The organism is Ferrovibrio sp., assembly GCF_019636075.1.
GTDB lineage: Bacteria > Pseudomonadota > Alphaproteobacteria > Ferrovibrionales > Ferrovibrionaceae > Ferrovibrio.
This window is the reverse complement of record NZ_JAHBYG010000059.1, coordinates 1-21407: the sequence shown is the minus strand read 5'-3', so window position 1 is coordinate 21407 and position 21407 is coordinate 1. Positions and strand designations below refer to the sequence as shown.

Annotated in this window: 18 protein-coding genes and 1 pseudogene; 4 read left to right on the top strand and 15 right to left on the bottom strand. The window is 63.3% G+C overall.

Annotation, left to right across the window (positions count from 1 at the left end):
* The 3 genes and pseudogenes from KF827_RS18180 to KF827_RS18170 form a co-directional block, all read left to right on the top strand.
* Positions 1 to 177, top strand: a pseudogene (locus tag KF827_RS18180) (ABC transporter permease); the annotation flags it as partial.
* 14 nt (positions 178 to 191) lie between these two features.
* Complete coding sequence (locus tag KF827_RS18175) at positions 192 to 1820, top strand: ABC transporter ATP-binding protein (protein WP_291008530.1); 1629 nt, start codon at positions 192 to 194, stop codon at positions 1818 to 1820.
* Positions 1820 to 2749, top strand: coding sequence for a glyoxylate/hydroxypyruvate reductase A (locus KF827_RS18170; RefSeq protein ID WP_291008528.1), 930 nt, complete (start codon positions 1820 to 1822; stop codon positions 2747 to 2749). The genes KF827_RS18175 and KF827_RS18170 overlap by 1 nt, the downstream gene beginning before the upstream one ends.
* Here the strand turns inward: KF827_RS18170 and KF827_RS18165 are convergent, their stop codons facing one another.
* From KF827_RS18165 to KF827_RS18095, 15 genes are all read right to left on the bottom strand, one after another.
* Positions 2750 to 4381 (bottom strand): hydantoinase B/oxoprolinase family protein, encoded by a 1632-nt coding sequence (locus KF827_RS18165; protein ID WP_291008527.1) that lies wholly within the window; start codon positions 4379 to 4381, stop codon positions 2750 to 2752.
* The gene (locus tag KF827_RS18160; RefSeq protein WP_291008524.1) at positions 4381 to 6471 is read right to left on the bottom strand and encodes a hydantoinase/oxoprolinase family protein; all 2091 of its coding nucleotides are present in this window, start codon (positions 6469 to 6471) and stop codon (positions 4381 to 4383) included. The genes KF827_RS18165 and KF827_RS18160 overlap by 1 nt, the downstream gene beginning before the upstream one ends.
* A 21-nt stretch (positions 6472 to 6492) precedes the next feature.
* The gene (locus KF827_RS18155; protein ID WP_291008521.1) at positions 6493 to 7494 is read right to left on the bottom strand and encodes an LLM class flavin-dependent oxidoreductase; all 1002 of its coding nucleotides are present in this window, start codon (positions 7492 to 7494) and stop codon (positions 6493 to 6495) included.
* A complete protein-coding gene (locus tag KF827_RS18150; RefSeq protein WP_291008518.1) occupies positions 7491 to 8468 on the bottom strand; it encodes an LLM class flavin-dependent oxidoreductase in 978 nt (325 codons plus the stop codon). The genes KF827_RS18155 and KF827_RS18150 overlap by 4 nt, the downstream gene beginning before the upstream one ends.
* Entirely contained in the window at positions 8461 to 8928 is a 468-nt protein-coding gene (locus KF827_RS18145; protein ID WP_291008515.1) for a (2Fe-2S)-binding protein, read from the bottom strand. The genes KF827_RS18150 and KF827_RS18145 overlap by 8 nt, the downstream gene beginning before the upstream one ends.
* The gene (locus tag KF827_RS18140; protein WP_291008512.1) at positions 8925 to 9791 is read right to left on the bottom strand and encodes an FAD binding domain-containing protein; all 867 of its coding nucleotides are present in this window, start codon (positions 9789 to 9791) and stop codon (positions 8925 to 8927) included. The genes KF827_RS18145 and KF827_RS18140 overlap by 4 nt, the downstream gene beginning before the upstream one ends.
* Complete coding sequence (locus KF827_RS18135; protein WP_291008509.1) at positions 9791 to 10222, bottom strand: SRPBCC domain-containing protein; 432 nt, start codon at positions 10220 to 10222, stop codon at positions 9791 to 9793. Before KF827_RS18135 ends, KF827_RS18140 begins: the two co-directional genes overlap by 1 nt.
* 25 nt (positions 10223 to 10247) lie before the next feature.
* Positions 10248 to 12503 (bottom strand): xanthine dehydrogenase family protein molybdopterin-binding subunit, encoded by a 2256-nt coding sequence (locus tag KF827_RS18130; protein ID WP_291008506.1) that lies wholly within the window; start codon positions 12501 to 12503, stop codon positions 10248 to 10250.
* On the bottom strand, positions 12500 to 14023 hold the full coding sequence (locus tag KF827_RS18125) for a tripartite tricarboxylate transporter permease (protein ID WP_291008503.1): 1524 nt from the start codon (positions 14021 to 14023) through the stop codon (positions 12500 to 12502). Before KF827_RS18125 ends, KF827_RS18130 begins: the two co-directional genes overlap by 4 nt.
* Positions 14016 to 14441, bottom strand: a complete 426-nt coding sequence (locus tag KF827_RS18120) for a tripartite tricarboxylate transporter TctB family protein (protein ID WP_291008500.1) — start codon at positions 14439 to 14441, stop codon at positions 14016 to 14018. The genes KF827_RS18125 and KF827_RS18120 overlap by 8 nt, the downstream gene beginning before the upstream one ends.
* A gap of 24 nt (positions 14442 to 14465) precedes the next feature.
* Entirely contained in the window at positions 14466 to 15443 is a 978-nt protein-coding gene (locus tag KF827_RS18115) for a tripartite tricarboxylate transporter substrate binding protein (protein ID WP_291008497.1), read from the bottom strand.
* A 58-nt stretch (positions 15444 to 15501) separates the two neighbouring features.
* Positions 15502 to 16362, bottom strand: a complete 861-nt coding sequence (locus tag KF827_RS18110; protein WP_291008495.1) for an IclR family transcriptional regulator — start codon at positions 16360 to 16362, stop codon at positions 15502 to 15504.
* Between the two features lie 176 nt (positions 16363 to 16538).
* Positions 16539 to 17792 (bottom strand): pyridoxal-phosphate dependent enzyme, encoded by a 1254-nt coding sequence (locus KF827_RS18105; RefSeq protein ID WP_291008492.1) that lies wholly within the window; start codon positions 17790 to 17792, stop codon positions 16539 to 16541.
* 105 nt (positions 17793 to 17897) lie between these two features.
* Positions 17898 to 18293, bottom strand: coding sequence for a hypothetical protein (locus KF827_RS18100; protein WP_291008489.1), 396 nt, complete (start codon positions 18291 to 18293; stop codon positions 17898 to 17900).
* A gap of 53 nt (positions 18294 to 18346) precedes the next feature.
* Entirely contained in the window at positions 18347 to 20578 is a 2232-nt protein-coding gene (locus KF827_RS18095; RefSeq protein WP_291008486.1) for a primosomal protein N', read from the bottom strand.
* A 122-nt stretch (positions 20579 to 20700) separates the two neighbouring features.
* Here KF827_RS18095 and fsa point away from each other — a divergent pair, with 122 nt between their 5' ends.
* Positions 20701 to 21357, top strand: coding sequence for a fructose-6-phosphate aldolase (gene fsa / locus KF827_RS18090; protein WP_291008483.1), 657 nt, complete (start codon positions 20701 to 20703; stop codon positions 21355 to 21357).
* The last annotated feature ends 50 nt before the right edge of the window (positions 21358 to 21407 follow it).

Sequence of the window (21407 nt, the reverse complement as noted above, 5' to 3'; positions counted from 1 at the left end):
GGCCTGCCGCCGGGCTCGCCCTCGCTGGGCGAATTGCTGGCGCAGGGCAAAACCAACACCCAGGCGCCCTGGCTGGGCCTCACCGCCTTTGCCGTGCTGGCCATCATGCTGAGCCTGCTGATCTTCATCGGCGAAGCGGTGCGCGACGCCTTCGATCCGCGAAAGACGTTTAAATGAGCACCCCCGGGCAAATGAGCGAGGCTTTGCTGAGCATCCGCGACCTGGGCGTGGACTTCGAGGTGGAAGGCAAGAGCATCACCGCGCTTAAGCATGCCAGCTTCGATCTGGCGCGCGGCGAAACCTTGGCGCTGGTGGGCGAAAGCGGCTCGGGCAAATCCATCACCGCGCTTTCCGTGCTGCAATTGCTGCCCTATCCCACCGCGCGGCATCCGACTGGCTCGATCGTGTTTCGCGGCCAGGAATTGCTCGGCGCCGACGAACAGACCTTGCGCGCGGTGCGCGGCAACCGCATCGCCATGGTGTTTCAGGAGCCGATGACCAGCCTGAATCCGCTGCACACCATCGAGCGGCAGATCAACGAAGTGCTGTTCCTGCACAAGAAGCTGGATGCCAAGGCGGCGCGCGCCCGCACGCTGGAGCTTTTGCGTCTGGTGGGCCTGCCGCAGGCCGAGAAACGCCTGGATGCCTATCCGCACCAGCTTTCCGGCGGCCAACGCCAGCGCGTGATGATCGCCATGGCGCTGGCAAATGAACCAGACCTGCTGATCGCCGACGAACCCACCACGGCGCTGGACGTGACCGTGCAGGCGCAGATTCTGCACCTGCTGAAGGATTTGCAGGCACGCCTTGGCATGGGCATCCTGCTGATCACCCACGACCTGACCATCGTGCGCAATTTCGCCGACCGGGTTTGCGTGATGACCAAGGGAGAGATCGTGGAAGCCGGTCCGGTGGCCGAAGTTTTCCAGGCACCGCAACATGCCTATACGCGCCGGCTGCTGGCGGCAGAGCCCAAGGGCAAGCATGCCGATGTGGCGGATGCTGCGCCGGTGGTGATACAGGCCGAAGGCGTGAAGGTTTGGTTTCCGATCAAGGCCGGCCTGTTCCGCCGCACCATCGGCCATGTGAAGGCGGTGGATGGCATCGATATCAGCATCCGCGCCGGCGAGACTCTCGGTGTTGTCGGCGAAAGCGGCTCGGGCAAATCCACGCTTGGCATGGCGCTGCTGCGCCTGCAACAGGCGGAGGGCCGCATCCGCTATGGCGGCCGCGATCTGGCGGAGCTGGACAAGGCCACCCTGCGCGGCCTGCGCCGCGAGATGCAGGTGGTGTTCCAGGATCCGTTTTCATCGCTCAGCCCGCGCATGTCGGTCTTCCAGATCATCGAGGAAGGTCTGCTTGTGCATGATCTGGGCGGCGATGCCGCAGCCCGGCGCACACGCGTGGCCAAGGCACTGGAGGAAGTGGGCCTTGATGGCGCCACCATGGATCGCTATCCGCATGAATTCTCCGGCGGCCAGCGCCAGCGCATCGCCATTGCCCGTGCCATGGTGCTGGAACCGCGCTTCGTGGTGCTGGACGAACCCACCTCGGCGCTGGATATGAGCGTGCAGGCACAGATCGTGGACCTGCTGCGCGACCTGCAAAGCCGCCACGGCCTGGCCTATCTGTTCATCAGCCACGACCTGCGCGTGGTGCGCGCCCTGGCCGACCGCGTGCTGGTGATGAAAGACGGCCGCATCGTGGAGCATGGCAGCGCCGATGCACTATTCACCGCGCCGCAAACCGATTACACCAAGGCCCTGATCGCCGCCGCTTTCGAAATCGCGGTCAGCCACCAGAACACCGTAAGAAGCTGATGACCATCCTGTTTCAAAGCCTGATCCATGATCCCGATCTGTGGATCGATGCCCTGCAGCCCGCCCTGCCGGATGAGGATATCCGGCCACTAGCGGAGATCGACGACAAAGCCAGCGTGGATGCCGCCATCGTGCTGGCGCCGCCGCATGGCCTGCTGGCGAGCCTGCCCAATCTGAAATTCGTGCAGAATCTCGGTGCCGGCGTGGATGGCCTGCTGAAAGATCCCAGCTATCCGCGCCATCTGCCCCTGGCCCGCATGGTGGATGACGGCCTGGCCAACAAGATGGCCGAATACGTGGTGCTGCATGTGCTGCGCTATCACCGCCAGGTGGAGGCGATGCAGTTCAATCAGCGCAACAAGATCTGGAAATGGCTGCCGCCGGTGGATGCTTCCGAACGCTGCATCGGCATCATGGGCATGGGCGAGTTGGGCGTTGCGGCGGCCAAGCGGCTGCTTGGTTTCAGCTTCCAGGTGGTGAGTTGGAGCCGGCGCCTGAAAGCCATCGATGGCGTGGCCAGCTTTCATGGCGCAGATCAGCTGGAAGGCTTTCTGCGCCATTGCCAGATGCTGGTCTGCCTGCTGCCATTGACGCCGGAAACGACCGGCATCATCAACCGCCGCACATTATCGCTGTTGCCGCGCGGCGCCTATGTGATCAATGCCGGGCGCGGCGGCCATGTGGCGGAGCATGACCTGCTGCATGCACTGGACAATGATTACATCGCCGGCGCCACATTGGATGTGTTCGCCGAGGAACCGCTGCGCCAGGATCATCCCTTCTGGGTGCATCCCAAGGTGACGGTGACGCCGCATAACGCTGCCGATATCATCCCCAGCCGTGTTGTGCCCTATATCGCCGACAATATCCGCCGCCTGCGCGAAGGCCGGCCGCTGCTGCGGCTGGTGGATATGAAAACCGGCTATTAGCTATCCGCGCCCATAGGCCTTGTCGCGCGCCTTCATGCCGGCGCCGCGCTGCTCCGGTTCGCCATAGCCGCCGCCGCCGGGCATTTCCACGATCAGCCGATCGCCTGCCGGCACCGCCTGGCGGCCCTTGGCCTTGAGTATTTTGCCCGAGGCCAGGCGCACCACGCCGGGTTTGCCGTTTTCGCCGCCGGCCCGGCCGCGCGCGGCATTGTCCACGCGCTCGAAAGTGGCGTTGAGGGTGAAGGGCTCATCCTCGGCATGGGCCAGTTCGATGATCTGGCCATCGCCGCCGCGCCATTTGCCGGCGCCGCCGGAATTCTCGCGGAACTCCTTGCGCCAGAAAACCAGCGGGGTCATCGTCTCCACGATTTCCAGCGGCACATTGCGCACACCGGCGGGGAAAGACGTGGCCGACAATCCATCGGATACCGGCCGCGCCCCCATGCCGCCGGCATTGAACGTGGTGATGCCGAAGCGGCGGCTGTTCAGCCGCTGCGATGCGGTCAGGCCCGGCGTGCCGGGGCCGCCGGCCACGCGAATATTCCACAGGCAGGACGCACCTTCCGCCGGCACCAGATCGGGCACCGCCTGATACAGCGCGCCGAGTACGGCATCGGGCAACATCTGGCCGATCATGTGGCGCGCCGCCACTGGGGCCGGATGCGGCGCATTCACGATGCAGCCTTCCGGCGCCACCACCTGCACCACGCCCAGCGAGCCGGCATTGTTGGGAATGCGCGGGCCCACCACGCAGCGCACGCCGAAGCTGGTATAGGCATCGGTATAGCATTTCGGCACATTGATGCCGGCCTGCGACAACCCGCTGGTGCCATCGAAATCGATCAGGATGCGCTCATCCTCGATGGTGGCCGCCACCACCAGATCCACCGGGCTGTCGAAGCCATCGATGGTCATGCGGTTATGGAACGTGCCGCGCGGCAATGCCTGGATGGCGCGGATCATGCCCTCGCGCGAAGTGACGAAGATATATTCCGCCAGTTCCATCAGGTCGGTCTGGCCGAATTCGCGCATCATGCCCAGCAGACGGTCGACGCCGCCCTGATTGCTCACCATCAACGAATGCAGATCGCCTTCCACCTGCACCGGCTCGCGCACATTGCAGCGGATCATGCGCATCAGGGTTTCATTGATCACCCCGCGCTGCGCCAGCGGCTGGATCGGCACATAGATGCCTTCCTGATATACATCGCGCGCCTCGGTGCCCACGCCCAGGCCGCCGATATCGGCCACATGCACGGTGGCGGCAAACAGCGCCACCACCCGGCCATCCAGATGCGCCGGCGTCACCACGGTGAAATCATTGAGATGGCCGCTGGCCTTCCAGGGATCGTTGGTAACGAACACATCGCCCGGCTGCATGCCTTCCACCGGGTAGTCCCTGATGAAATGCTGCACCGAGGCGGCCATCGAATTGATATGGCCGGGCGTGCCGGTGATGGCCTGCGCAATCATCCGGCCATCGGGCGCGAATACGCCGGCCGAAAGATCGCCGGCCTCGCGGGTCGAGGTGGAAAAAGCGGTGCGGATCAGCGTCTGCGCCAATTCCTCCACCACCGAGATCAGGCGATTCCACATCAATTGCCGGCGGATGCCGGACATTGCATCGCTCATCACACGCCTCCCGTATCGCGGTCTATCACCAGATAGCCGCCAGAATTCACACCCAGGCTGAAGCCGCGCAATACGATGGTGGTGGTTTCCGCCTCCACCACGGCGGCCGGGCCGGCCAATGTCTTGCCGCCATCCAGCTTGGCGCGTTCGCAGATGCTCAAGGTCGATACGGCGCCGTTCTCCGGGTCGATCCAGTCGCGCTGCAAATCCGGCTTGGCCGCAGCCTTGGCAACCGGCGGCGCCAGCGGCTGCACCTCTGCCGGCACAGTGCCCAAGCGCAGCGACCAACTGAGGATTTCCGATTCCAGATGCGGAATCGAACGGCCATACAGCTTGGTATAGGCATCGATGAACAAACCATGCAGCGCATCGCGGTCGCCAATCGCCAAGGGCCGATCAGGCAATTCCACCTCGATCTCGTGGCCCTGGCCGATATAACGCATCAGGATGCTGCCGCGTTCCACCAGTTTGGCCTGGGTGGCCGAGCGGATCAGAGCGCTTGCCTGCTCGCGCATCGCGGCCAGCCGCCGGTTGGCAGCCTCGAAATCCAGTTCCCTGGTGCGCTGATACCAGCTTTGCGCCAGATCGAAGGCAATCGGCGCCTGCAGGAAACCCACAGCCGAGCCCACGCCGGCCGAACTGGGCACGATGATGCGCTGAATGCCCAAACGTTTAGCCACCGCCACCGCATGCAAAGGCGCCGCGCCGCCAAACGCCACCATGGTATAGGCGCCCACATCGCGGCCGCCTTCGATGGCATGCACGCGGGCGGCATTGGCCATGGTTTCTTCGATGGTTTCGGCAATCGCCAAGCCGAGCTGGCCGGCATTCAACTGCAACCCGGCGCCCATCTGGCCCATGGCAGCCTCTGCCTTGGCGCGATCCAGCTTGAAGGCGCCGCGGGCGAAACGCTCGGGATCGATGCGCCCGGTAAGGAAATCGCCATCGGTCACCGTGGGTTCGCTGCCGCCGCGGCCATAACAGACCGGGCCAGGCTCGGACCCCGCGCTATCGGGGCCAACGGTCAGCAGGCCCAGATCGTTCACACGCGCAATCGAACCGCCGCCGGCGCCGATCTCGATCATCTCGATCACCGGAATGCGCAGCGGCAGGCCGCTGCCCTTGGTGAAGCGATAAACCCGCCCCACCTCGAAGCTGCGCGACATCTGCGGCAGGCCCTTGTCGATGAAGCAGATCTTCGCCGTGGTGCCGCCCATATCGAACGACAATACTTTGTCCAAACCGCATTCCTGCGCCACTTGCGCCGCCAACAAGGCGCCGCCCGCCGGGCCGGATTCCACCAGCCGCACCGGAAAGCGCTTGGCCACATCCACACTGGTCATGGCGCCGCTGGAGGTGATCAGGAAAATCGGGCAATTGAAACCGGCGGCGCGCAGCTTCTGCTCCAGGTCATCCAGATAGGTCTGCATGATCGGGCGGATATAGGCATTGGCGCAGGCCGTGGAGAAGCGATCATATTCGCGGATCTCGGGGCAGACCTCGGCGGCCAGCGTGATCGAAAGCTCCGGCATCTCGGCCAGCAGGATATCGCGCGCCTGTTCTTCATGGGCCGGATTGGTGAAACCCTGCAAAAAGCCGATGGCCAGGCTGGTCACCTTCTCGCGCCGCAAGTCCGGCACGATGGCCTTCACGCCGGCCACATCCAGCGGCAGGATCACATTGCCGTTGGCGCCGATCCGTTCGGGCACCGTGAAGCGCAGCGCGCGCGGCACCAACGGTTCGGGCTTTTCGATCATCAGATCGTATTGATCGAAGCGGTTTTCATAGCCGATCTCCAACACGTCGCGGAAACCGCCGGTGGTGAGAAAAGCCGTGCGCGCACCCTTGCGCTCGATCAGCGCATTGGTGCCCAGCGTGGTGCCGTGGATGATGCCGCCGACCTGCGCCGGCTTGAAACCGGTCTCCGACAGAATCTGCTGCACGGCCTGCATGAAGCCCTCGGCAGGGCGCTGCACCGTGGTGAGCACCTTGCCGGTCCAGCGCCGCTCGCCCTGCTGCAGCACGATATCGGTGAAGGTGCCGCCGATATCGACCGCGATACGCAGATCGGTATTACCCGTAATGGACATGATGTTGTTTCCGTCTGTCACTCATGACGCCTTGGGGATGACCGCCTCGGCGAACCACTGAACCTGATCGTTGTATTCCGACATATCGTTGGCCGGGATCATCAGCGATGAGCAATGATCCACACCGATCGATTTGAGGTATGCGATTTTTTCCAGGATCACCTCGGGCGAGCCGACCAGATTGGCCACCACCTGCTGGCTGAGGTCGCGGCCGGTATAGGCCAGCGATTTACGATGCGCCACCAAGCCGCTTTCCATGTAGATGCGCTCGGCTTCTTCCATGGTCTTGGCAATCGTCATGGAGAATTGCGGCGCCGCCTCGATGGCCTTGGGATCATGGCCATGCTCACCGGCCCGCTGGCGCAGCAGCGCGATGCGCTCCTTCATCTCGGCCAGCGGGCGCCAGCCCGGCAGCCAGCCATGGCCCAGCCTTGCCGCGCGCTCCACCGCCTCGATATTGTGGCCGCCCACATAGAGCGGGAACGGAGTCTGTTTCGCCTTGGGAAATAGCTCCACATCCTTGAAGGCGTAATACTTGCCTTCGTAGGTGGCGCTCTTTTCGTAGAGCAGCAATTGTAGGGCTTCCAGGCCCTCGTCCATCAGATCGCCGCGCCGCGCACCAGCCAGCTTGGAATTCCAAGCGGCGAATTCCTCGCGGTAAGCGCCAAGCCCCACGCCCAGGATAAAGCGGCCATTGCTGAGCTGATCCAGCGTGGTGATCTGCTTGGCCAGGAAAACCGGATCGCGCATCGGCAGCACCAGCAGCGAGGTACCCATGCGCAGCTTGGTTGTGGCGGTCGAGATCGCCGCCATTACGGTCAACGGCTCGTAGAAGGCCGGCGGCGTGCCGGGGAAAAGCTCCTGCACGTATTTCTGCGTGGTGATGTGATCGTTGCCCCACACCGAATCATAGCCGAGCTTTTCGCACATCACGCCAAGGCGGACGAAATCCTCCGGTTTCACGAACGGAATCGGATACATCACACCTTCAAAACCGGTGGGCAGGCAGATGCTGAACTTCATATTTCCCCCTTGGCGGCAGGCATTGCCACGTTGATCAAGCTTGTGAGTTGGCGGCTGTCGGTCACGCCGCTCAGCACGATTTCATCCAGGCCGGCTTCGGCATAGGCGGCAAACCGCTGAGCCACCTGCGCCGGCGTGCCGCTGGCGGCATGGCCAGCCAGTATCTTGTCGGTGATCATCGCCATGGCACGCGGCCAATCCTCGGCCAGCACGGCCTCGTTCAACGCAGCTTGGTCCAACGCGTTGCCGCCCATTTGCAAATTGCGCGCATGATGCCGGCCGCGCAAAGTGATGGAGAGCACGCGGCGCAGGCGCTGATGCGCGGCTTCCGCCTGCTCATCCACGGCGCCATAAACCAGGCTGATGCGGCGCAGCTTGCGGCCTTTTGCACCGGCCTCCACATGCTGCAGGCACCAGCGGATGAATTCCACCGACGTGCCCGCCGAGAGCAACACGCCATCGGCTTCGCTGCCGGCAAGTTCCAGCATCTTCGGCCCCGAAGCGGCCAGCATGATCGGCACCGCACGCGGCGCATTCAATTGCCGCCGGCTATTGATGCGGAAGTTTTCACCCTGGAACGTCACCGCTTCGCCGGCCAGCAAGGCGCGGATGACACGGATCGATTCACGCACCGGCCCTAGCGGTTTATCGGCTGCCAGCCCTACCGAACCAAGATCGGCCGGCGCACCCACGCCCAGGCAAAGCGTAATCCGGCCGGGGTAGAATTCATCCAGGGTTGCCGCCGTCATCGCCAATTGCGCCGGATGCATGGTCAGCGGGCTCATCGCCATCAATGCCACATCGATCAGCGGATCCTTGGCCAGCGCAGCACCCGCCAGCGCAATCGGATCGCGCAGGAACAGGTGATTGGCGATCCATATCCGCCGCCTGCGGTTTCCGGTCGCTGCTGCGATCTTGCCGAAAAAGGCATCCGGCGCATCGCGGCCATCCGAGCTGATGCTGATATCAAACAAGGCTTTTCACCGCTTCGATGATCTTCACATAGCCGGTGCAGCGGCAGATGTTGCCATGCAGGTAATGCCGAATCGTGGCGTCGTCGGGTTTTTCATGCTGAGTCAGCAGGGCATGCACGGCCATCACGAAGCCCGGCGTGCAAAAACCGCATTGCAATGCGCCATGATCCAGGAAAGCCTGCTGGATGCGATCCATCCGGCCATCCTTGGCAAGGCCTTCGATGGTTTGCACGGCGCAGCCATCGGCCTCCACCGCCAGGGTGGAGCAGGCGCTGGTGGGCTGGCCATCGACCAGCACGGTACAAGCGCCGCAAACCTGCACATCGCAAGATCGTTTGGTGCCGGTGAGGCCCAGTTGATTGCGCAGCACATCGATCAGCAATTCGCGCGGCTCTACCTGCAGGCTGCGCTGCTCGCCATTCACGGCAAAGGCCAGATCATGCATGGAAACCTCACTCATGCCGCCACCGTATTGGCTGCCTGAGCCGCGCGCAGCAGCATGGTTTGCGCCAGATGGCGCTTGTAATCGCCAGCGCCGTGATTGTCGTCGCTGGCCTCCAATGCTTCGATCTCCGGCGCAATCAGGGCAGGCAAGGCTTGCGCAATCTCCGCTCTATCCATGCCGATCACGCCAAGCGCGGCCTGTTCCAACGCAACCGGTCGACCGCAAACCGCGCCGATCCAGAAGGCGGCTGCACTGCATTTGCCGGCTTCATCCATGGTGATCGCTGCGGCTCCGCCGGCCACCGGGCGATGGCTGGCGCCATAGCAGCGATAGGCGGCGCGATGGCCGCTGACCGGCTTGGGCACCAGGATGGCAGTGAGAATCTCGCCGGGCTGGCGGTCGGTCTCGAAATCGCCGTGGATGAAATCGGCCATGGCGCATTCGCGGCTGCCCGTGGCGGATTGCAGCCGCAACCGCGCCCCAAGCGCCGCCAGCATGGCCGGCGGATCGGCATGCGGCTCGGCAAAGCACAGATTGCCGCCCAATGTACCGGCACAGCGCACGCGGATATTGGCGATATTGTCGCTGAGCGCGGCATAGCCAGGCAGATAGCGGCAAACCAACGGATGCCGTGCGATGGCATCATGGGTGGCCAGCGCCCCGATGGAGATGCAATCGCCAGCATCGACAATATCCGCCAGGCCGGCGATGGCCTTCAGGCTGATCAGATGCGGGTAATGCAGCACGCGGGCTTTCAGCGCGATCAGCAATTCGGTGCCGCCGGCCAGTACGGACGCCTCCTCGCCATGCCGATCCAGCAGATCGAACAGCGCGGGCAGGGTTTCCGGTTTATGCAGATCGAAACGGCGCAGCAGCATCAGGCCATCACCTCCTGCTGCAATTGCGCCGAGAAGGCGGCGAAATTCTCATCCGCCTTCTTGCGGATCACCGAAAAGCCCAGCGAAGCCAACCGACCCGCCACCTGCAAACCGGCCTGCACATTCAGCTTCGAATCCGGCACAGCCTGCAGCGACACTTCCAGGGTGATGTTGAAGGTCGTGCCGGTGAATTTGTCGCGCCCTGTGGCCCGCGCGCGCACGAATTCCGGCGCACGCATTTCCTCCACGAAGATTTCCGCCGGCACTTCCAGCTTGAACGGACCCACCTTCTGCTTCAGCACGGCCTTGTAATGCGCCAGCGGGCTTAATTCCTCCACCTGCTCGCAGCCGGGAATGCAGGCCGCCACGCGGCGGAAATCCAGCAGCACCGGCCATACGGCCTGCGGTTCGCGCGGCAGATCCATCGACATCGCAAAATCCATCACACACCACCCATCACAGGCCCGCTTTCGCCGCCCGCAAACTGCGCCAGACCTTTTCCGGCGTGAGCGGCAAATGTTTGATCCGCACGCCATGGCCTGCGGCTAGCGCATTGGCAATCGCCGGCGCCACTGGCAGGATGGCGCCCTCGCCCATGCCGCGCGCGCCGCCCGGGCCGGGCCCATCGCCATTCTCGATCAGGATGGTTTCAAAATGCGCCGGGCTCTCGTCGATCAACGGCACATGGTAATCGATCATGCTGGCATTCACCGGCTGGCCGTCTTCGTAAAGCAATTCTTCAAACAGGCTGTGGCCCAGGCCCTGCATCGCCGCGCCTTCATCCTGCCCTTCGGCGGCCAGACGATTGATCACCCGGCCCACATCGGCGGCGCTCACATAGTCCTTCACCAGGATTTCGCCGGTATCCTCATCCACGCTGATGCTGCAGCCGGCGGCAGCGGTTTCCCAAAACAGCGGGGCCTGCAGGAAAGCGCCATTGCGATATTGCGGCGTGATGCTGCCGATGCCGCTCACATCGCCGCTATCGATACCGAAATAACGATGGAACAGGTCGCGGAATGTATGATGCTGGTTGCGCACCAGCACGCCTCCCTCCACAAGCCGGCATTCGCTTTCCGGCACTTCATAGGTTGTTGCCGCCATGGCCAGCAGCTTGCGGCCGGCATCGGCTGCGGCCTCCTGCACAGCGCACCCCATGATGACAGTGGAGCGGCTGGCGCCGGTGCCCCAATCGAACGGTGCCGTAAGCGTGTCGGTCTCAGCCACATCCACGGCGGCTATCGGCTGGTTCAGTGCCTCGGCCGCCAGCTTGGCCAACACCGCACGCACGCCCTGACCGATCTCCACGCTGTTGGCCATCACGGTGATCGAGCCATCGATACCCAAGCGCACCATGGCGGATCCGATCGGCATGATGCCGGGATCGCTGGCCGCCACGGCAAAGCCGCGCGCCTCGCCCGGCCGGTGGGGCAAGGCCTTGCTCACCTCGCCCAGGGCTTCCGCCATCTCCACATCGATTGACCGCAGATCGGGCCGCACGGTCTCGCCGCGCCGCAACAGGTTGCGCCGGCGCAGTTCCAGCGGATCGAGTTCGAGCGCCTCGGCAATGGTATCCATCTGCGATTCCGTAGCCCACACCGCCTGCGGCCCGCCGATGGAACGGAAGGCCGCGCCCGGCACGGTGTTGGTATACACCGCCTGGGCTTCCAGCCGCAGATTGGGGATACGATACGGCCCGATGGCGCGGTTGGCGGCCTTGATCGCCACCGCCGGGCCAGTATCGGCATAGGCGCCGCCATTCATCACCACGCGCACGGCCTTGGCCAGCAAGGTGCCATCCTTGGCCACCGCACTGCGCAGATGTACGCGGGCGTTCAAGCGCCGGCAGGTGAGCATGGATTCGGCAACGCTCAGGCATAGCCGCACCGGCCGCTGCAATTTCCAGGCGATGCCGGCAGCCAGCGGATCAAGCTTCACCGAGGCCTTGCCGCCGAAGCCGCCGCCCACATAGGGCACGATCACGCGAATCTTGCTCAGCGGCGTGCCGAATATGGCATGCAGCACCTTCTGCACCGCCGATGGCGATTGCGCGCAGCTATGCAGCGTAAAACCTTCGCGCACGGAATATTCGGCCACCACGCAATGCGGCTCCATGGCGTAATGAAACACCATGGGAAAATCGTAGGCATCCTCGAATACATGGTCCGCAGCGGCGAAAGCCGCATCCACATCGCCGCATTCATAGCGGTAATTCTGGAAGATATTGGTGCCGGGCAGCGGTTTGGCCTCGCCCTTGAAATAGAAATCCTTCAGGGTTTCCATGGTTTCATGCACCAGCGGCGCATCGGGGGCCAGCGCAGCTTCCGCATCGGTGACATGCGGCAGCGGATCGTAATCCACAACAATGGCATCCAGCGCTTCCTCAGCGCTGTATTCGTCCTCTGCCACCACAACGGCCACGGGTTCGCCCACATAACGCACGCGGTCTATGGCAATCAGCGGGCGGTCGCGCAGAAACAGACCCCATTCATGCTTCAGCCCGGCAAAATCCGCGCCGGTCAACACCGCCACCACGCCCGGCATGTCCAGCGCCGCCGCTGCATCTATGCCGGTGATGCGGGCATGCGGCATGGTGGAACGCAACAGCCGCGCATGCAGCATGCCGGGCAGCGCGATATCGGTGACGAAGCGGGCCTCGCCCGTCACCTTCTCGGCGCTGTCGCGGCGGATTTGCGCGGCCGGTTGGGTCATGAGGCTTCCTTCTGGGTGTCGACCAGACCAAGCATCGCGGCATTGCGGCGCCAGGCGAAGATCTGCACCACCAACACCACCATCGAAATCGCCAGGATCACCGCCGACATCGGCCGGCTGAAGAAGATCGCCGGATTGCCATCGCCCATCAACAGGCCCTGGCGCAGCGAGGTGTCTAGCAGGTCGGCCAGAATGAAGGCCATGATCATCGGGCCGGCATCGATCTGTGCCTTGCGGAACAGATAGCCGATCACACCGCCGGCCGCGAGCACACCCACATCGAACCAGGCATTGCGCAAGCTATAAGCCCCCAGCACGGCCACCACCAGGATGATTGGAGTAAGCGCCCAATTGGGTACGCGCAGCAGCTGCACCCACAGGCCAACCAGCGGCAGGTTGAGGATCAGCAGCATGATATTGCCGACATACATCGAGGCGATCACACCCCAGAACACATCGGCATGCTGCACCAGCATCAGCGGGCCGGGCTCGATATTCTGGATCAGCAGCGCAGCCAGCAGCACAGCCGTGACCGCATTGCCAGGAATACCCAGCGTGAGCAACGGAATGAAAGCCGCCGATGCGGCTGAATTGTTGGCCGATTCCGGCCCGGCCACACCGGCGATATTGCCCTTGCCGAAGGTTTCCGGCTTTTTCGACAATGTCTTTTCCACCGTGTAGCTGAGCAGCGAACCCAGGATGGCGCCGCCGCCCGGCAACAGGCCGAGCAGGAAACCCAGCACCGAGCCGCGCCCGATGGGGCCGACGGAATCCTTCCAATCCTGCTTGGTGGGCATGATGCGCCCGATGGTTTTGGTGACCAGCGAGGCCTCGCCGCGTTGTTCGAGATTGTAGAGAATCTCACCCAGGCCGAAGATACCCATCATCAGCGGCACAATGCCGATGCCGTTGGTCAGTTCGAGGATGCCGAAGCTGAAACGCGCATCGCCGGTCATCGTATCCAAACCAACCAGGCCCAGCAGGATACCGAGAAACACCATGCACAAGCCGCGCAGCGGCGGGCCGCCAGAAAGCGTGCTGGCCAGCACCAGGCCGAATACCGCAAGCGCAAAATATTCCGGGGGTCCGAATTTCACCGCATAACGCGCAAAGACCGGCCCCACCAGGGTGAGGCCCACCACGGCCAGCGTTCCGGCCACGAAAGAACCGATGGCGGCAATCGCCAGCGCCGGCCCGGCGCGACCCTGCTTGGCCATCTCGTAGCCATCCATGCAGGTAATCACCGAGGCCGCCTCGCCCGGCACCTTGAGCAGGATTGAAGTTGTAGACCCGCCATACATGGCGCCGTAATAGATCGCCGCCAGCATGATCAGCGCGCCGAGCGGCGATCCAACCTGATAGGTGATCGGCAGTAGAACTGCGATGGTTGTAACCGGCCCCAGGCCCGGCAACACGCCAACCAGCGTACCGAGCAGCGAGCCGATCAAGGCATACATCAGGTTTTCCGGCAGCATCGCCAGGGAAAAACCATGGGCTACCGATTGCAGGGCTTCAAACATTCGGCCAGACCTCGATGGGCGTATCCAGGAAAGTGCCGAACAGGACAATGCCGCCCAGCGTGAGCAGAACCGCCAGCAAGGCTGCAAGCCATGCCGGCCGGCCGAACACCACCTTCACCCAGATGAAAAGCATGATGACGGTGGGAATGGCAAAACCCAGCCAGGGCAGCAGCAGGGAATACACCCAGATCAGCCCCAAGGCTGCGATCGGCATCGGCCGGAAGGTTTCACCCTCCGGCTCGCGCCAGGTCTGCACCAGAAGGATGCTGGCCAGCACCAGCAACACCGCACTGGCCAGCATCGGCAAAAGGCCGGAGCCCGGTATGCCGTAATCCCAAAAGCCGAGACGATAGGAGCCGTAGCCGAAAGCCAGCGACAGCACGATCATCACCAGCGCCGAAATGACTGTCGGCGACAAGCCCCTACGCATGCTCAACCGGCCTTACTGCTTGATCTGCGCCAGCAGGCTGCGCGCGCGCACGATCTCATCCTTGATCAGCGCGTCGAACTCCTTGCCAGGCATATCCACCACCACCATGGCAAGACGATCCATGGTCTGCTTGAAGGTTTCGTCGGTCAGCGCGGCGCGGAAGGCGCTTTCAAGCTTGCTGCGCTCGGCTTCGGGAATGCCAGCCGGGCCGATGATGCCTTGCACCGAACGCAACGTCTTGAAACCAAGCTCGTTCATTGTCGGCGCATCGGGGAAACGCGGCGAGCGCGACGGCGTGGTCACCGCCAGCAGCCGCATCTCGCCCTTTTCCACGAAGGGCGCCCAGACCGAGGTTTCCGACAGGAAGTCCACGTGGTTGCCGAGCAGCGCGGGCACCGAACCGGCCGAGCCCTTCTGCGGGATATGGATGAATTTGGCGCCGGTATCCACCATCAAGCCCTCGATGGTGAGATGCTGCGTGGTGCCCACGCCGCCGGTGCCGAACTTGATCTTGCCGGGATTCTTTTTGCCGTCGTCGATCAGATCCTTCAGGGTCTTCCACGGTGCAGCGGCCGGCACCACGGTGCCGATCAGGTTGTCGCCGTAATAGCTGACATAGCTGAAATTCTTCTCGACATCGTACTGCACCTGACGGCCGGCCAGCGGAATCAGATAGGAGCTGGAGGACAACGTGCCGACGGTGTAGCCATCCGGCTTGGCGGCGGCCAGTTCGGTCATGCCCAGCACGGTGGCGGCGCCCGGCTTGTTCACCACAACGATGGGCTGGCCGAGATGCTTTTCAGCGGCCTTGGCCAGCACGCGGGCGGTCTGATCGGTGCTGCCGCCGGCATCCCACGGCACGATCAGCGTAACCGGGCGATCCGGAAACTGCGCATGGGCCGCGCCCGGCGCAACCACCAAGGCCGCCAGCGCCACTGCGGTGGTTAGCGCAAAGGCCGAGGAAAGTCGGAAAGAAAATGTCTTGCTCATTTTGTAAGCCCCCTGTTTGGCTGTGTTGTGTTGGTGATGGTGCTGGTTATGAAGATTTTTACGCACGCCCCGCTGCTTGTACGAACTTGGCGGCAGCCGGCGCGCGGCTAGACGCAGCCAGATTTCTACTGGAAGCCCCCAGGCGCTGAGAAATCCGTTCGGCGATGGCAGCCACCGCCTCGCCCAATTGCGGCAGAGCCTTGCGCTGCATCATCGCCTGCGGCAGCGCGCCGCTGATCGCCGCCACGATGCGGCCGGTCTTGTCGCGGATCGGCGCGCCGAAGGAATAGATCCCGATGATGTTTTCGCCGAGCGAAAGCGTATAGCCATGCTTTTCCGCCTTGCGAATCTCGGCAATCAGCGCCGGCACGCTCACCTTGGTGCTGGCGGTGCGGCGGGTGAGGCGGCTGGCAGTCAGCAGGTTGCGGATTTCGGCATCGCTCATATCCAGCAACAGCGCCTTGCCCAGCGCCGTGGTGTGCAATGCGATGCGGTCACCCGGCGAAACCTGGATGGCAATCGGTCCGCTGCCCTGGATGGTGGCGAGATACAGCGCTTCGCTATCGCGCAGAATCCCGAGATAACAATTGAGCTGATGCGCCTTGGCCATCTTCTCCAACTCGGGCAGGCAGATTTCGGCCAGGCTGCCGCTGCGCGTGAAACCGGCGCCGATCTCGAAGGATTTCGAACCGATGCGGTATTTGCGCGATTGCGGCTCCTGCTCGATGAAGGCGCGATCCACCAGAGTGTTCAGCAAGCGCTGCACGATGCTCTTGGCGATGCCGAGTTCGCGCGCCAAATCACGCACCCCCAACTCGGTATCCGAGGCTGCCAGCATTTCGAGCACCTGCAAACCGCGATCCAGCGATTGGCTGCGGCTTTTGATGTCCCGATTATCGGTACTGCGTTCCGATTTCATGACAACACAATGACCGAGCGTTATCGGCAGGGTCAAGAAAACTTTTTCGTAAATGCAAAAAAGCTTATGCGAGAGAATCGCAAGGCCTATCGCTTTGCGTGCAGCAATAGCCAGCCACGCGCGCATGCCGCTGCATGCGGTGCCCAGACCGACAAAATTCTCTCAATGCGCAGAATTCAGCGTGCTGGTCCGAGCTTTTCCAGCAACGCATCGAGATTGCTCTCGTCGGTAAACGAAATGCCGTCTTCGCTAGCGGCGATATCTTTCAGACCCGATGACGTAAGAATCGCCACCACCGGACCTTCGATCGGTTCGCCACGCGCCAGCGATTCCTGCAAAGCGGCCAAACCCGCCACGCCGGAATATTCCTGGAAGATGCCCTGGCGAGACAGCAGATCGCGCATCGCCCGCAGCGAAGCGTCGCTGCAGGTGAGTGCATTGCCCAATGAATTGCGGATCGCCTGCACGCCACGGAAGCTGCTCACCGTGCAACCGATGCCGGAAGCGATGGTGGGCTTGGCCTCCACCTCCATGGCGGCGGCATTGCTTTTCAGCGCGCGTGCCAACGGGCCGCGCGCCTGCGGTTCGGCCGACAGGATGCGCGGCACCCGTTCGGTGATGCCGAGATGCTGCAATTCCCAAAAGCCCTTGGCCAGGCCATAGAGCAATTCGCCATAGCCGGTGGGCACCACAACAGCGCCCGGTAGCGCGCGCCCCATCTGCAAAAAGATTTCGTAGGCAATGGTCTTGTAGCCTTCCGGCCCATAGGGATTGCCGGTGTGATAGCGGGTGAGGTTGCTCACCGGAAAGAAGCCGGTATGGTCGATGATCCTCTGCAGCACCGGCCAGCGCCGCTCGCGTTCAACCACCACCTGATGCGCGCCCAATGCATCCAGCAGCGAACGGAAGGCCGGTTGGCCGCCCCTGCTGGTCACGATCACGCAGGGCAGGCCCATGCGTGCGGCATAAGCCGCCGCCGCCGCGCCGTGATTGCCGGAAGAAGCCGCTGCAATGCCGCGCGCTCCGGCAGCAATCGCCGCGCTCACGGTGCAGAGATTGAGGCGATCCTTGTGGCTCCAGGTGGGATTGCGGCTTTCGTCCTTCAGCAGCAACGGCGCCTTCAGGCCGATGGCCTGGGCGATGCGCGGCGCCTCGATCAACGGCGTGCCGCCCTCGCCCAGCGAAATCCCCGGCGCCAGCGGCGGCAGGATCGGCGCCCAGCGATCCAAGCCCGCAAGCGGCGCCTGATCGAACAGGCTGCGCGGGATGCGGCTGTAATCGTAATCGATCTCCAGCGGATATTGCATGGCGTCATCGCTGGAGGCCGGGCAGCCTTTCAGCAACACGGGCAACAGCGGAAACAGCTTGCTGGCATCGCCCATGGAGCGTTGCCCCACGGCGCATGAGATCGATTCGAATGAAGACGACATGGCTATCCCGCAGTGAAATCGCGCAGCCCTTGTAGCGTCATTGCGCCGGGCAACACAAGATGGCGAAATATCGGGACAGCGAGTTGAATGGATGCGGCGGCCGCATCATTCCCATTTGCGGAAAGTCTCGATGAATTTCTCTTCGCCGCAAGCAATGAAATAGCCGCGCTGCATGCAGTTTTCGGATTCGCCCAACCGCTTGCGCACCGCCTTCAGCGCCGGCAGCAATTCACCGGCCACCTTGGGGTCGCGGAAGCGATAAACCTCGCCCTCGTTGCGCGCGCCATCGTAGATCACGCCCAAGCCTTCATCGGCGGGAATTTCCGAGCGGGTTTTGAAATAGGTCTTCAGCCCCTTCATGCTTCCGGTCTTGGAGATGAAGCGGGTGAAATCGGAAATGCCGGTATGGCGCTGCGAGGGTGCGGATTTGTCTTCCACGCAGCCAGCCAGCGGGATCAGGGCAACCAGCAGAGCGGCCGCTGCAATCGAACGAAGCGTCATACTGTTTTCCATTCTGGCATCCATTCTGGAGGCACCGTTTCTACAACCGATGGTTACAAAAAGCTATAGGGGTCGATATCGACCGCCAAACGCACACCGGAGGGTAGCTTTACCCGCCCCAGCCACTCAGCAATGCATTTGGCGGTGTCGATATCGCGGGTTGCCTTTAACAGCAAGCGTTCTCTGTGTTTTCCACGCAAAAAGCTCAGCGGGGCCGGGGCCGGGCCAAGCACGCGCAACCCGTGTGCCATAGGGGCGGCCTGGGCCAGCAAGCGGCCGGCCTGGCCAACCTGCGCCGCATCGGCGCCGCTGATGATCAGCGCCGCCAGCCGGCCGAATGGCGGCATGCCGCCGCGTTCGCGCTCGGCCAGTTCGGCCAGCAAAAAGCCTTCCGTATCATGCCGCGCCAGGGCGGCGATCACCGGATGGGTCGGCTCGTAGCTTTGCAACAGCACGCTTCCCGGCCGTTCGGCGCGCCCGGCGCGCCCGGCCACCTGGGTAAGCAATTGCCAGGTGCGTTCCGCCGCGCGCGGATCGCCGCCGGCCAGGCCCAGATCGGCATCGATCACGCCCACCAGGGTAAGCATCGGGAAATGATGCCCCTTGGCCACGATCTGCGTGCCGACCAGAATATCCACCGCACGATCTTCCACCCGGCGCAGCATCTCGGTGATCTGCTGCGGGCTGGTCATGGTATCCGAGGTCATCAGCGCCAGCCGCGCCTCGGGGAACAGGGTTGCCGCCTCTTCCGCGAGGCGCTCCACGCCAGGGCCGCAAGGTTTGAAACGATGGGTTTCGCCGCAAGCCGGGCAGGCATCGGGCAGGCGTGCCTGAAAGCCGCAATGATGGCAGAGCAACCGGCCACGCGCCTTGTGTTCCACCAGCCAAGCGGAGCAATTGGGGCATTCCAGCCGATGCCCGCAGGCACCGCAAAGCGTGAGCGGTGCATAGCCGCGGCGATTGAGGAACAGCATCGCCTGCTCGCCCTCGGCCAGGGTTTTTTCAATCGCCACACGCAGCGGCGCACTGATGAAATGCTGCGAGGCCGGCGGATGCTTGCGCATGTCGATGGCAAACACCTTGGGCATCTCCGCCGTGCCATGGCGTTGCGGCAGCAGCAGATGCGCATAGCGGCCGCGCCGGGCGTTATACAGACTTTCCAGCGATGGCGTGGCCGAGGCCAGAACGATCGGCACGCTTTCCAGCTTGGCGCGCACCACGGCCATGTCGCGCGCATTGTAGATCGCGCCTTCCTCCTGCTTGTAGGAGGCATCATGCTCCTCATCCACCACGATCATGCCCAGATCGGCAAAGGGCAGGAACAGCGCCGAACGCGCACCCACCACCACGCGGGCACGGCCGCTTGTGATGGCGCGCAGGGTTTCGGCACGGCGGCCGGGCGAGAGTTCGGAATGCCAGGCCCAGGCCTGGCCGCCGAAACGGCGCTCGAAACGATCAAGCCAGGCTTGCGTGAGCGCGATTTCCGGCAGCAGCACCAGGCATTGCCGGCCCATGCGCAAAGCCTCGGCCACCGCCTCGAAATACACTTCGGTCTTGCCCGAACCGGTTACGCCCTGCAGCAGCGCCACGGAGAATTGCCGCGCCGCCACGGCTTTGCACAGCGTTTGCGCGGCGGCCTGTTGGTCTTCGCTCAAGTGCGGACCCGCTGCATCGCCATCCGGCTCGCTGCGCCGGCTGTCGGCACTCACGCTCAAGGCCCGCAACGCGCCCAACTCAACCAGCCGGCGCACCACGGCCGCGCCCACGCCGGCAGCCTCGGCCAATTCGCTCTGGCTCAGGCCGGGCCGTTCGGCGGCAATGGCCAGCACACGGCTGCGCTGGGCATTCGGCCGCAGGTCTGGCTGCGGTTGCGCAATATGCAACACCTGCCGGCTGGGCGGCGGCTGGGTCAGCGCCTCGGGCATCGGCAGGCACATACGCAGCACCATGCCTGGCGTGTTGAGTGTATAGGCCGCCACCCAATCCACCAATCGGCGCAGCGGCGCGGAAAGCGGCGGCGTGCGGTAAACCTCTGCCACCTGTTTCAGTTTTTTGTCAGGCGGCAGGGTTTCGGCTTCGCCATCCCACACCACGCCCACCAACTCGCGGCCCGAAAGTGAGACACGCACCAGACTGCCCGGCTGCGGCATTTCGCCAAAGCCGGGCCCAGAGCCGGGCCCAGAGCTGGGCCCAGAGCCGGGCGCGGCATAGCTCAGCGGCCGTCCCAGTGGGACAGGCAGCAACACGCGCAAAATGCCGGTGTCGAAAAAGCCTTGTGCAGACATATGGGCAGCCGGAGGAAAAACAGGATATTATTAACCCTGTCGCTTATATCATCCAATGCGCCGGGAAGATGCCCTCAGCCAAGTCAGGGCCCGATTCGGCGCCGTAGAAATCAGGAACGACCATGAAATTCTTTATCGATACCGCCGACATCAAGGAAATCGCCGCTCTGAGCGAAACCGGCCTGGTGGACGGTGTCACCACGAATCCCAGCCTGGTGGCCAAAGCCGGCGGCGATTTCATCGCCACGGTGAAGGAAATCTGCAAACTGGTGAAGGGCCCGGTTTCCGCCGAGGTTACCGCCACCGATTTCGAGACCATGCTGGCCGAAGGCAACAAGCTGGCCGCGATTGCCAGCAATGTGGCCGTGAAGGTTCCGCTCACCCCCGATGGCCTGCGCACCTGCAAGGCGCTGTCAGACCAGGGCGTGATGGTGAATGTGACGCTGTGCTTCTCCGCCGCGCAGGCGATCCTGGCCGCCAAGGCCGGCGCCGCCTTCATCTCGCCCTTCATCGGCCGGTTGGACGATGTGGGCCAGAACGGCCTGGAACTGATCGGCGAGATCGTGCAGATCTATGGCAACTACACGGACTTGAAGACCGAAGTGCTGGCCGCCAGCGCGCGTCATCCGATCCATGTGGTGGAATGCGCCAAGATCGGCGCCGATATCGTCACGCTGCCGCCGAATGTGCTGCGCATGCTCTACAAGCATCCGCTCACCGACAAGGGCCTGGAAGCCTTCCTGGCCGATTGGCAGAAGACCGGACAATCTATCCTGTAATCCTACAAGAGGATCACACGCGGAATGTCGGACAAGCGCGCACAGCACGG